General features: G+C 74.3%; 8 protein-coding genes. 4 read left to right on the forward strand and 4 right to left on the reverse strand.

All coding sequences use genetic code 11. The features are described 5' to 3' along the window. Positions 1-67: 67 nt before the first annotated feature. The 3 genes from AB0J67_RS21985 to AB0J67_RS21995 all read right to left on the reverse strand — a co-directional run bounded on the left by AB0J67_RS21985 (position 68) and on the right by AB0J67_RS21995 (position 4,366). Positions 68-1,972 carry a M91 family zinc metallopeptidase gene (locus AB0J67_RS21985; protein ID WP_363485267.1) on the reverse strand — a complete coding sequence of 635 codons (1,905 nt, stop codon included), beginning with the start codon at positions 1,970-1,972 and terminating at the stop codon, positions 68-70. Beyond that, positions 1,969-2,382, reverse strand: coding sequence for a hypothetical protein (locus AB0J67_RS21990; RefSeq protein WP_363485268.1), 414 nt, complete (start codon positions 2,380-2,382; stop codon positions 1,969-1,971). The genes AB0J67_RS21985 and AB0J67_RS21990 overlap by 4 nt, the downstream gene beginning before the upstream one ends. Before the next feature lie 67 nt (positions 2,383-2,449). Continuing rightward, a complete protein-coding gene (locus AB0J67_RS21995; protein WP_363485269.1) occupies positions 2,450-4,366 on the reverse strand; it encodes an anthranilate synthase family protein in 1,917 nt (638 codons plus the stop codon). A gap of 333 nt (positions 4,367-4,699) precedes the next feature. Between AB0J67_RS21995 and AB0J67_RS22000 the strand changes: the two genes are divergently transcribed. Together AB0J67_RS22000 and AB0J67_RS22005 are read left to right on the forward strand one after the other, a co-directional pair. Then, entirely contained in the window at positions 4,700-6,058 is a 1,359-nt protein-coding gene (locus AB0J67_RS22000; protein ID WP_363485270.1) for an ATP-binding protein, read from the forward strand. Further along, the gene (locus tag AB0J67_RS22005; protein ID WP_363485271.1) at positions 6,055-6,483 is read left to right on the forward strand and encodes a roadblock/LC7 domain-containing protein; all 429 of its coding nucleotides are present in this window, start codon (positions 6,055-6,057) and stop codon (positions 6,481-6,483) included. The genes AB0J67_RS22000 and AB0J67_RS22005 overlap by 4 nt, the downstream gene beginning before the upstream one ends. Before the next feature lie 3 nt (positions 6,484-6,486). On the opposite strand, the gene AB0J67_RS22010 is transcribed toward AB0J67_RS22005, so the two are convergent. Next, complete coding sequence (locus AB0J67_RS22010) at positions 6,487-7,941, reverse strand: protein kinase (protein WP_363485272.1); 1,455 nt, start codon at positions 7,939-7,941, stop codon at positions 6,487-6,489. A gap of 87 nt (positions 7,942-8,028) precedes the next feature. Between AB0J67_RS22010 and AB0J67_RS22015 the strand changes: the two genes are divergently transcribed. After that, positions 8,029-9,393, forward strand: a complete 1,365-nt coding sequence (locus AB0J67_RS22015) for a mannosyltransferase family protein (protein ID WP_363485273.1) — start codon at positions 8,029-8,031, stop codon at positions 9,391-9,393. Positions 9,394-9,904: 511 nt separating this feature from the next. Next, positions 9,905-12,217, forward strand: coding sequence for a transglycosylase domain-containing protein (locus AB0J67_RS22020; protein WP_363485274.1), 2,313 nt, complete (start codon positions 9,905-9,907; stop codon positions 12,215-12,217). The last annotated feature ends 158 nt before the right edge of the window (positions 12,218-12,375 follow it).

A 12,375-nucleotide genomic window follows, 5' to 3' on the forward strand; every position in this document is an offset into this window, starting at 1 on the left:
CACTGTGTCAAACATGGGTGTCCGGATGCAATCGGCCGGACCTCCATAGCAGACGGTGCCGGACGCGTCACTCAGGGCGCGCGGGCGTGCCGTAACGATCACGCGCGACAACGCCCAGCTCATCGCGGAGCGCATTCTCCGTCAGGGCGTACGGGTGGCGCGGGTCGAGCCGTTCCGGCGTTGTCGGATCCCCGTCATCGTCGACCGGTAGGCCGGTCACGACCCGTTCCGCGGTGGGCACCGCCACCCACGACCGGCCGTCCCACATCACGTCGTCGCCCGCGTACGCCCCCGCGATGCCGGTGCCGGTCAGGTGGTCCCAGGCGTGACCCAGCTCGTGGTGGAGCACCACGACCGGCGGCGCGTCACCGGCCAGCGCGTCGAAGCCGGGCTCGTAGTCGATCGCGTACCGGTCGTCGTCGCCGTCCGGTCCGGCATGCCCGTTGGCGGTGCCCGCGGGCAGCTCCCGGACGGTGAGCGAGTCCGGGCCGTCGCCGGGCAGCCAGCCGTCCCCGGTGGCCAGCTCCGCGTCGAGCTCGGCGAGCAGGCGCCGCCCGGTCGGCGAGGCGCGCAGCAGATCCAGATCGGACTCGACGCGCGCGACGAAGTCCGGCGAGCCCTCGATCCGCAGCGCGCCGCCGGGCGCCGACGCGGGCGCGAGGTGCGCGATCTCGGCGCCGGCGGCGTCGTCGGACGCGTCGTGGTAGGCGCGGTCGGTGCCGGTGGAGCCGTCGAGCAGGTCGCCGCCCGCACCGCCGGTCAGCGTGTCGTCACCGTCCCCGCCGAGGAGCACGTCGCCGTCCCGGCCGCCGGACAGGTGGTCGCGGCCGTCCCCGCCGCGCAGCAGGTCCGCCCCGCCCAGCCCGTACGCGGTGTCGTCGCCGTCGCCGCCGTCGAGCACGTCGCCGCCCGCGCCGCCGTCCAGGTAGTCCCGGTCGGCGCCGCCCAGCAGCAGGTCGTCGCCGTCGCGGCCGAGCAGCGCGTCCCGGCCGCCCGCGCCGTGCAGCAGGTCGCCGCCGGTGACCCGGTCGTCCCCGGCCCCGGCCAGCACGGTCACCGGGACGCCCACCGCGGGGTCGACCTCGACCGTGTCGCGCCCGCCGCCGGTGCGTACGACCAGGCGGCCGGAGGCGACCGCCGCCACCTGCGCGTCGTCGACCAGCACCAGGGTCCGGCCCGCCGCGTCGATGGTGACCCGCACCGTGTCGTCGCCCGCGCCGGTGTTCACCAGCGTCAACCCGTCCGGCGAACCGGCGCGGGCGCGGAACGGTCCGGCGACGTCGGTGGTCGAGCCGTCGGCGAACTCCGTGCCGTCGGTGGTGGTCGACGTGCCGGTGGTGACGACGGTCGCGGTGCCGGAGGGCTCGGGTTCGGGCAGCGCGGGCATGGGCGGCAGGCGAGCGGCCAGCGCGTGCCAGCCCGCGGCGACGGCTGCCAGCTCGGTCTCGGCGTCGCGGGTGGCGGTGTCGAGGTCACCGCGCAGGTCGGCGGCCTCGGCGACGGCGGCGTGCACGCGGCGCGCCTGCGCGGGGCCGGTCACCGCGAACAGCATCCGCTCCGGCCCGCCCTGGTGCGGCACGGCCGCCGCGAGCCGGGCCAGCGACTCGTCAAGGTGCCGCTGCACCGCCTCGGTGCGCCCGGCCAGCGCCTCCAGCGCCCGTGCGGCGCGCGTGGCAAGGTCCCGCGCCGCTGCGGCGTCGGCGGCCAGCAGGGCGCGACGGGCGTCGTACGCGTCGGCGTCGGCGCCGCTCCACCCGGCCCGCTCGGCGGTGGCCGTGGCCAGCTCGACGGCGGTGTCGCCGGCCGTGTCGGCACAGGCGCGCCACTGCCGGGCCGCGGCCAGCAGCGGCGCGGCCAACACCGCCGGCGTCCACACCGGAGGCGTCGCCAGCAGTACTGCTCCGGGAGCGGCGTCACCGGCTCCCGGGCCGGACGGTCGCGGACCCCGCGAGGCCGAGGGCAGGGTCCTCATGGCGCACCCCGCTCGGCCCGCCCGCGCGCGAGTTCCGGCCCGGGCACCGGACCGGCTGGCCAACCGCCCACTGATTCCCACCCGGGCACCGGACCGGCCTGTCCGGTCGCATCCGCGGATCCCAGGGGGCGGACGGCGGTCAGGCCCGCTGCGGCCCGGTCGTCGGCGTGCCGGTGCCGGGCGGTGACCAGGTAGAGCCGGTCGGCATCGTCGAGCAGGCGGTCCGCCAGGCGTGCGATCGCACCGGACGCCTCCCGGGCCGCCGCGCCGTGCGTGTCGGCGACCCGCGCGTCCACACCGGTGGCGTGGCCGGGCGGCGGCGGGCCGGTCCGGTGCAGGTCCGCGCCGAGTGCCTCCAGGCACGCCGCGAGCGCCAGGGTCCGGGCCGGCTCGCCCGCGAGCTGCGTCATGCCGACGAGGGTGGCACCGTGCGAGGGGCGGCACAACGCCCCTCGCACGAGCTGTGGATAACTCCGGTCAGGACACCGGGCTGCCTGCCGCGGCCGGGGCCAGGGTCCGGGCGATCAGGTCGGTGAGCAGCTGCGGGCCGTGCTCGGTGAGCACCGACTCCGGGTGGAACTGCACGCCCGCGAAGCCCGGCCCGCGCAGCGCGTGCACGAACCCGGTGCCCTCCTCGCGGGAGACCTCCACGTCGCCGTACGCGGTGGCCAGCAGCGGGCCGGGTGCGACCGCGGTGAAGGTGGAGTAGAAGCCCACCCGGTGCGTCGTGCCGAACAGGTCGACGTCGCAGGGCAGGCCCTGGTAGGGCACGTCGCGCCGGTGCATGGGCAGGCCCAGCCGGCGGCTGAGCACCTGGTGGCCCAGGCACACGCCGAGCAGCGGCGCGCGGCGCGACAGCCGTTCCTCGACCACCCGGCCCAGCGCGGCGACCCGCGGGTCGGTCTCGTCGGCCGGGTCGCCCGGCCCCGGCCCCGCCACCACCAGGTCGTACGAGCTGAGCGGGCCGATCGCGGTGGTCGGCTGGACGGTGACCCGCATGCCGAGCGAGCGCAGCACGTGGCCGAGCATGCCGGTGAAGGTGTCCTCCGCGTCGACGATCAGCGCGGTGCGCCCGACCAGCGGGCCGGTCTGCGGCTCGGGCGCGCGCTCGGCCAGCCAGAACTTCGACAGCCGGTCGTTGCGGGCCAGCAGCGTCGTGCGTACCGCCGGGTCGCCGGCCAGGGTGCCGATGTCGGCGCCGCCATCGGCCACGGGCGCGGTGCGCAGGCCCAGGGCGGTGAGCACGCCGCCGGCCTTGGCGTGGGTTTCGGCGACCTCGCCGTCCGGGGTGGAGTCGCGCACCAGTGTCGCGCCCGCCTTGACCGCGATCCCGCCGTCGGGGGCGATGTCGGCGCAGCGGAACAGGATCGGCGCGTCGAGGGTCTGCCCACCGTCGGCGTCGCGGCCGAGCAGCGCCAGCACGCCGCCGTAGTACGCGCGCCCGCTCGTCTCGTAGCGGGCGATGACCCGGGCGGCGTTCTCGATGGGGCTGCCGGTCAGCGTCGGGGCGAACATGGTCTCCCGCAGCACCTCGCGTACGTCCAGCTCGGTGCGCCCGGCCAGCAGGTACTCGGTGTGCGTCAGGTGCGTCATGTGCTTGAGGTAGGGGCCGAGCACCTGGCCGCCGCGCCGGGCGACCACGGCCATCATCTTGAGCTCCTCGTCCAGCACCATGGACAGCTCGTTGACCTCCTTGCGGTCGCTGAGGAAGCGCAGCAGCGTCTCGCGCCCGTCCGGGCCGGGGGCGAGGTCGCGGTGGCGCAGGGTGCCGGAGATCGGGTTCATCATGACCAGGCCGTCGTCGACGCTGACGTGGCGCTCGGGCGACGCGCCGACCAGGGTGCGCCCGCCGGGCACGTGCACCAGGAACGACCAGTACACCCCGCGCTCGCCGGTGATCAGGCGGCGCAGCGCGGCCCCGGCCAGCAGGCGCGGGTCGGCGTCGGTGCGGGCGCGGGCGGTGCGGTGGATGACGAAGTTGGAGCCCGCGCCGTGGCCGATCTCGTCGCGCAGCACCGCGCCGACCAGCTCCCGGTAGGCCGCGTCGTCGATGTCGAAGCCGAGGTCGGTCACGTCCGGCACGACGTCGGGCAGCGCGGCGACGGCCTCGTCCAGCGGGATGCGGTCGTACGCCTCGACGCTGAGGCAGGCCAGCGGGGTGCCGTCGTCGATACACGCGAAGCCGCGCTCGGCGAGCTGGCGGTAGGGCACCAGCGCGAGCGTGCGGGGGCCGGCCTCGTCGCCGGCGGCCTGCTCGGGCAGCGGGATGTCGGCCAGCCGTGCCACGGTGGACAGCGGGCCGCGCAGCACCTCGAGATGCTCGGAGCCGTCGCGGCGCAGCAGCGCGAACGGCCCGGGATCGGGCGCGCCGAGCAGGTCGTGGAGCAGGTTCATCGGTGGTCTCCCGGTTCGGATGGCCGTGCGCCGGGCGACAGGTGAAGCAGGGGCCGCCTCGACGAGGCGGCCGCGGTGTGGGTATGCCTACCCGCGCGTGTCGATGGCCGCCGGTCTGGCGCGCCACCACTGGTCGCGGGTGAAGGTCATGACGCAGACCGTACCGGCGCCGCGGACGACTGTCCAGAAACCACTCCGGCCTCCGCCGTTCGGGCAGGTCCGGCAGGATGAGTCACCGGTGGCGGCCGTCTCATTCGCGCTTGCCTATCCACTTTTCGGTGCGTGACGGGTAACATACCGCGAGTCACCACATGGGTGGCTGGAGGAGGACCGGTGGCGACGGGAGCGCGCGAGTGGCGGGTGGCGACCCGCCTCGGAGCCGCCGTCGCCGCACCGCTGACAGCCCTCGCCGCGACCTCCGCCGTGCTGGTGTACCAGGCCGTCGCCGACGCCACGGCCGCCGAACGGCTCGCCGGGGGCTCCGCGGCCGCCGAGCAGGCGTGGGGACGCGTGGTGACGACGTCGTTCCTGGTGGTGCTGGCTTTCGTGGGCGCGGTGGCCGTCTCCGTCGTGATCGGACGCAGCCTGCTGACCTCGCTGCGCGAGCTGCGCGGGCGGGCGCTGGCGCTGACCGCGGAGCTGCCCGCGACGTTCGACCGGGTGCGGTCCGGGCAGGACGAGCCGCCCGCCGACACCCCCGCCGAAGCCGGCGACACCGCCGCCCAGGTCGGCGACGCCCCTGCCGGTCCCGCCCGGGACGAGCTGGGCCAGGCCGCGGCGGCGCTCGACGAGGTGCGGCGCACCGCCGTCGCGCTCGCGGCCCGCCAGGCCCGCTCCCGGCACGCCGTCAACGGGATCTTCACCAACCTCGCCCGCCGCAGCCAGATCCTGGTCGAGCGGCAGCTGCGGCTGCTCGATGAGATGGAGCGCGACGAGCGCGACCCGGACCGGCTGTCGGCCCTGTTCAAGCTGGACCACCTGGCCGCCCGGCTGCGCCGCAACGACGAGAACCTGCTGGTCCTGGCCGGTGCCGAGCCGCGCCGCCGGTGGCGCGAGGGGGTGCCGCTCGCGGCACTCGCGCTGGCCGCGCTCTCCGAGATCGAGCAGTACGAGCGCGTGCGCGCCGACGTCGACGAGTCGCTGCACATCGCCGGTCACGCCGCGGCCGACATCGGCCACCTGCTGGCCGAGCTGCTGGACAACGCCACCGCGTTCTCCGCGCCGCACACCGCGGTGCGGGTCGGCGCTCACGCCGTGGACGGCGGCGCCCTGGTCGAGATCGTGGACGAGGGCATCGGCCTCGGCGAGCGGGCCCTGGCCGAGGCGAACGCGCTGCTCGCGGTGCCGGCCGAGGTCGACGTGGCCAACAGCGAGCGGATGGGCCTGGTGGTGGTGAGCCATCTCGCCGCCCGGCACGGTCTGCGGGTGAGCCTGTCCTCGGTCGCCGGGGGCGGGACGCGCGCGGCGGCGGTGCTGCCCGCGGCGCTGCTGGTCGAGCCCGCCGGCGGCCGGGCCCGGCCCGCGCCGCCCACCGTCGAGCCGCCGCGCGCACCGCAGCGCCGGCGCGAGCCTGATCCGGCGGCCACGGCCGCCACCCTGACCCGCCTCTACGAGGGTGTACGACGCGGGCAGGCCGGAGACGGCGCAACGGCGCCGCCGCCGGAACCGGACGACCTCAAGGGGGAAGCATGACCACTGCCACGCTCAGCAAACCGGCCCAGGACCTCAACTGGCTGGTCGCCGGGTTCGCCGACCGGGTGCCGGGCGCGCGCCACGCGGTGGTCGCGTCCTCCGACGGCCTCGTGGTCGCCGTCTCGGCGAACCTCGACCGGGCCACCGCCGACCAGCTCTCCGCGGTCACCTCCGGCCTGCTCGGCATCGCGGGCTGCGTCGCGCAGCTGTCGGACGGTGACGAGGTGCGCCAGACGGTGATCGAGATGGCCCGCGGCTACTTCCTCACCATGGCCGTCCGGGACGGCTCGGTGCTGGCCGTGATCGCCGACAACGACGCCGACCTGGGCGTGGTGGGCTTCGAGATGGCGCGCCTGGCCAAGCAGACCGGCGAGATCCTCACCCCGGCGCTGCGCGCGGAGCTGCAGCGGGCGCTGCCCCGCTGAGCCTCAGCCGCGCTGCTCGGCGAACTCGATGAGCTTGTCGAGCAGCTTGTCCAGCTCCTCGACGGCCTCCTTCGGCACCTGGTCCTCGCGGGTCCACTCCTCGACCTTCTCCTGCAGATCCTCGGTGCGCTTGCGGACGTCCTCCCACTTGCCGGTCAGCATCTTGGGGGAGATGGCGGCGATCGCCTTGCGCACGTCGTTGGCCTGCCGCTGGGTGAACTGGTCGGCCTGGCGCAGCTCGTTCACCGCCCGGTTGAGCTGGTCGAGCAGCTCCAGCGCCTGCTGGATCGACTCCAGCGCCGACGGTTGGCGGCTGGGGCTGGGCTTGGCCGCGGCAGTGGTCCGCGCCGGCCGGGTCGGGGTGGGCGCGGCGTCGGCCACGTTCGGGGTCTCGCGCAGCGCCGACATGATGAGCAGCACACCGCTGACCAGGATGATCGCCATCACCAGGGCGATTGCCGCGACCGGGGTGCGGCCGCGGCGCGGCCGGGCGGGGCGGGCGGGCGGCGCCTTCGGCACGGGCTGCACGCGGGTGGCCGGGGCGGGCACCCGCGCGGCGCCCGCGATCGCGCCGCCGGTCGGGGCGAGCAGGGTGGGGTTCGGCATCGCGGCGGTGGGCGGCCCGGCCGGGGATGAGGGGACCGACAGGCCGCCGAGCGCGTGGGCGAGGTCGGCGGCGCGCGGCCGCCGCGCGGGCACCGGGTCCACCGCGGCCGCGATCAGGGCGACCACGGCGGCCGGCACGCCGGGCAGCGGCGGCACCGTCCGGGGCCGGGCGTGGGCGGACGCGAACTGCTCCCAGCTGTCGATGCCGTGGTGGCGCTGCCCGGTGACCATCTCGATCAGCAGCAGGCCGAGGCCGTACACGTCGGCGGCCGGGTCGGCGGCCTTCTGGCTGATCCGCTCCGGGGCGGCGTACGCCGGGGTGCCGATGATCAGCGCGCCGGTGGCGTCGGGCAGGCCGGTCATCGCGGAGATGCCGAAGTCGAGCACCTTCGCGCCGGTCGGGGTGAGCATGATGTTGCCCGGCTTGATGTCGCGGTGCACCACGTCCCGGGCGTGCGCGGCGGCCAGCGCCGAGGCGACCTGGGCGCCGACGACGGCCGCCTGCGCCCACGGCATCGGGCCGCGGGCCATCCGGTCGGCCAGCGACTCGCCGGTGAGCAGCTCCATCACCAGGTACGGCTCGACGTGGCCGTCGGGGAAGGCGACCTCGCCGAAGTCGTGCACGGCGGTGATGTGCGGATGGGTCAGCTGGGCCGCCGAGCGCGCCTCGCGCAGCGCGCCCGCCCGCAGGGCCGGGTCGGCGGCCATCGGGCCGGCCAGCACCTTCACCGCGACCGGGCGGCCGAGCACGAGGTCGTGGGCCTGCCAGACCTCCGCCATGCCGCCGCTGCCGATGCGGCGGTCGAGCAGGTAGCGGTCGTGAAGCTTCAAACCGGGGGTGAAGGCGGACATGGTGGACAACCGTACCCGGTCCCAGCCACCGGTGACACCGCGCGCGGGACTGCGTGATCCCCGTCGCGGGTGGTTATATTCCTGCCTATGTCTGACTCCCCCGGACCAGGGCTCGTCCCGGTGCGCCGCCGCCCGGCGGGGGCACCCGAGGACGCCACCCTCGACGACACGCCCAGCTCGCCCGATTCGCCGGTCGGCGCCGCCTCGCCGGAGGCCGGTGCGGCGGACACCCGGGCGGTGTGGCAGCGCTGGCGCCCGTCGGTGGTCACCGGGTTCGTGGTCTGGGCGAGCGGCATCCTGGCGTACTTCCTCGTCACCGCCGTCGCGTGGATGCCGACCGAGGGGCTGGACAGCAAGGCCGGCCCGGTGCCGACCACGTTCGGGCAGCTCGCCTCGTCGTGGAACCACTGGGACACGGTCTGGTACGTGATCATCGCGGACTCGGGCTACCAGTACGACACGCGCAGCACCGCGTTCTTCCCGCTCTACCCGATGACCGTGCGGGCGGCCAACGCGGTCCTGCCCGGCGGCACCTTCGAGGCGGGCCTGATCGTGGGAGCGCTGGCCTGCCTGGTCGCGCTCATCCTGGTGCACCGGCTGGCCACCGAGATGATCGGCGCCGAGGACGCCCGGCGCACCACGGTCTACCTGCTGGCCTTCCCGACCGGCTTCTACCTGGTCGCGGCGTACAACGAGTCGCTGTTCGTGGCGCTGGCGCTGGCCTCGCTCTACAGCATGCGCAAGGGCCGCTGGTGGTGGGCGGCGATGTTCGCCGGGTACGCCAGCGCCACCCGGATGGCCGGGGTCATGCTCGGCGCGGCCTTCGTCTACGAGTACCTGCGCCAGCACGGGTTCTCCGTGCGCCGGCTGCGCGACGCGGCGCGCGAGGGCCGGCTGGGGCGCGAGACGGCGCGGCTGTTCGACCGCGACGCGTGCGCGGTGGTGCTGGTCCCGGCCGGGCTGGCCGCGTACATGGTCTTCTGCTACCTGACCTTCGGCGACGCCCTGCACTTCCTGGAATCGCAGAAGGCCTGGTTCCGCTCCGGGTTCACCGCGCCGTGGCTGGTGATCGGCGACGTGGTCGACCTGATCAGCGGCAGCGAGTCGATCTACCACCCGGACGCGCTGCGCAACCTCGCCAACCTCACCACGGCCCTGGTGGTGCTGGCGCTGGTGGTGCTGTCCCTGGTGGGGCCGTGGAAGCTCGGCGCCGACCACGCGTACCTGGCGATCTTCGCGGCGATCATCATCCTGATGCCGCTGTCGAACCCGATCCACACCCACTACCCGATCAGCTCCACCTGGCGCTACGCGCTGGAGTGCACGGTGGCGTTCATGGTGCTGGCCAGGATGGGCCGCAACGCCCATTTCGACCGCTTCTACACCACCGCCATGCTCGCCCTGCAGGGTGCGATGGTCGTCGTCTTCGTCCAGAACAACTTCGTCGCCTAGCCGGCGGCGTATCGATCATGGCCGGGGCTCGGTGGTAATTCTCACCCGATCCCCTGAACGGGCCGGTCGATGATCGGCCGATCGTCCGTAATCTCCTCCGCCGATCGGTGATGCGGCCGTCACGTGCGGTCGCGGGCCGGGCGGCGGGGCAGGGTGTCCCACCGGGGGCGACGTCCACAGGGCGGCGCCCCCGCGGCGTTCCGGTGCCGGTCGAGGTCGAAGTCACGCTGCGACAACCGAAAGTAGTCGGGACCGCCGGGGCATGCGGGGTATAGCTAGCCTGCGAAGACGGTAGCTCCTGGCCGCACTCGTACATCCTGACGGGACGGAGTGAAGCATGACTACTTTCGGTGACGAAGAGCCGGTGGTGGGCCGGGCCCGGCCGCCCATGCCACCGGGGCAGCCGGCCCTCGGCCGCGCCGGGGTGCCGCGCCCCGTCGCGCCGCCGGTCGCCCCGGCGCCGACGGCCGGGAGAGCGACGGTAAGCCCGCCGGGGCGCGGGAAGAGACCCGTGGCCGCGGAGAAGTCGCCCGGGAACAAGCGCCGTCGCCGCCGGGCGCTGATCGCCGGCGCCATCGGCGTGGCGATCATGCTCAGCGGAGCCGGGCTGATCGCGGGCACCTACTTCTACGCCAAGGTGCCCCGGCCGGAGGAGCTGGCCCTCAAGGAGAACACCGAGGTGTTCTCCGCCGACGGCAAGCAGATCGCCAAGCTCGGCGCGGAGAACCGCAGCGTGGTGCCCATGGAGACGCTGGGCGAGCAGGTGCGCAACGCCCTGATCGCGGGCGAGGACAAGAACTTCTACCAGCACAGCGGCATCGACCTGTGGGGCATCGCCCGCGCCGCGTGGAACAACCTGACCGGCGGCGGGACCCAGGGCGCGTCGACCATCACCCAGCAGTACGCGCGGGCCGCCGCCGACGACCTGGAGATCACGTACGCGCGCAAGATGCGCGAGGCGGTGATGGCCCGCAAGCTGGAGCAGGAGTTCAACAAGTCGCAGATCATGGGCTTCTACCTGAACACGGTCTACTTCGGCCGCAGCGCCTACGGCGTCGGCGCGGCGGCGCAGGCGTACTTCGGCAAGGACGCCGCGAAGCTCACCGTGCCCGAGGCGGCGGTGCTGGGCGCGGTGCTGCGCCAGCCCGAGCCCAACGACGCGCACGACGGCTACGACCCGCAGCACAACCCGACCGCGGCCAGGGAGCGCTGGAACTACGTGCTCAACAACATGGTCGAGATGGGCTGGCTGAGCGCGGCCGACCGCGCGGCGGCGGAGTACCCGGAGAAGTCGCTGCGGCCGTACAAGCCGGGCCAGCACGCGGGCGAGTGGGGCTACCAGGACCGGCCCACCGGCAACGTCATCAACTACGTGGCCGACGAGATGCGGGCCTGGAACATCCCGGACTGGCGCAGCGGCGGATACCGGATCACCACCTCGATCGACTCGCGCGCGCAGGCGGCGCTGGAGAAGCAGATCAACCGGACGCACCGGTGGAAGAAGGCCTGCACCACCAAGGACGGCAAGGAGACCTGCACCGAGACGCTGGACGGCGTCGTCGACGGCAAGGGCACCAAGCTCGCCGGGCAGCCGGAGAACCTGATGGCCGCGGCGGTGGCGGTCGACCCGCGCAACGGCCGGGTCATCGCGTACTACGGCGGCAACGACGGCACCGGCATCGACTACGCGGGCAGCAACGGCACCGGCGACGACGAGTTCGGCGGCCACCCGCCCGCCTCCTCCTTCAAGATCTACACGCTGGCGGCGGCGCTGGAGAACGGCTACTCCATCAAGAGCCACTTCGACTCGTCGCCGCTGTCCAAGAAGAACGGCGACGAGGCCGACGTGCAGAACTCGGGCCGCGACAACGACGCGAGCTGCGGAAAGTACTGCACGCTGGAGCTGATGACGGTCAAGTCGTACAACGTGCCGTTCTTCAAGATCGCCCGGGACATCGGCCCCGAGAAGGTGGTCGACCTGGCCCGGCGGGCGGGCGTCACCACCATGTGGACCAACGACGGCAAGGCCCAGCACCTCGGCCGGGACGGGGCCAAGACCGGCCCCGACACCTTCTACTACCAGGTCGGCTTCGGCCAGTATCCGATCACCGTGCTGGACCACGCCTCCGGCGCGGCGACCTTCGCCGCCCACGGCATGTACCGCAAGCCGCACTTCGTGGTGAGCGTCGAGCGCAAGGACCGGCAGACCGGCGAGTGGAAGCCGGTGGAGGGGCTGGGCGAGAAGGTCGAGTCGCGCAAGGCGTTCACCACGGAGATCGCCGACGAGGTGACCTCGGTGCTGAAGCAGATCCCCGGCGCGCACGCGCTGTCCGGGCGCGACTCCGCGGGCAAGACCGGCACCTGGGAGAACGGCCAGCGCAAGGCCAACGGCGACAAGCGGTACCCGGGCAAGAACGCGCACGCCTGGTTCGTCGGGTACACCCCGCAGATCGCGGCCGCGGTGTGGGTCGGCAACGTCCGCGAGGAGAAGCCGATCGTGGACAAGAACGGCGACAACATCGCCGGGGCCAAGCTGCCGGGCCAGATCTGGGAGGACTTCATGAACGAGGCGCACCGCGCCATGGACCTCAAACCGGAGAAGCTGGCCGACGGCACCGACGGCAACCTCGGCGACCCGGACAAGGGCGACGGCGCCTCGCCGTCACCCGAGCCGCCGCCCTCGCCCTCCCCGAGCTGCCTGCCGGGCGAGTGCGAGCCGTCCACCCCGCCGAGCAGCTCGCCCGAACCCGAGCCGAGCAAGTCCCCCTCACCCAAGCCCTCCCCACCACCACCACCCGCCTCCCCGAAGCCCCGCAAGTCCTGACCCACCCACCCGGCCGGGCAGCCCGGCCGGGTGGGCCGGGCCCGTTTGGTCTGGGGCAACTCTGAAAGACTCGCGCCCTCGAAGTCGCTTGGGGGGGGGGTGTCTAGAAAATTTGGGGCGGGGGGGGCGGGCGGGGCGGGGGGGCAGGGCGCTGAGGA

Origin of the sequence: Catellatospora sp. NPDC049609, assembly GCF_040675365.1 — a bacterium.
Taxonomy (GTDB): domain Bacteria; phylum Actinomycetota; class Actinomycetes; order Mycobacteriales; family Micromonosporaceae; genus Catellatospora.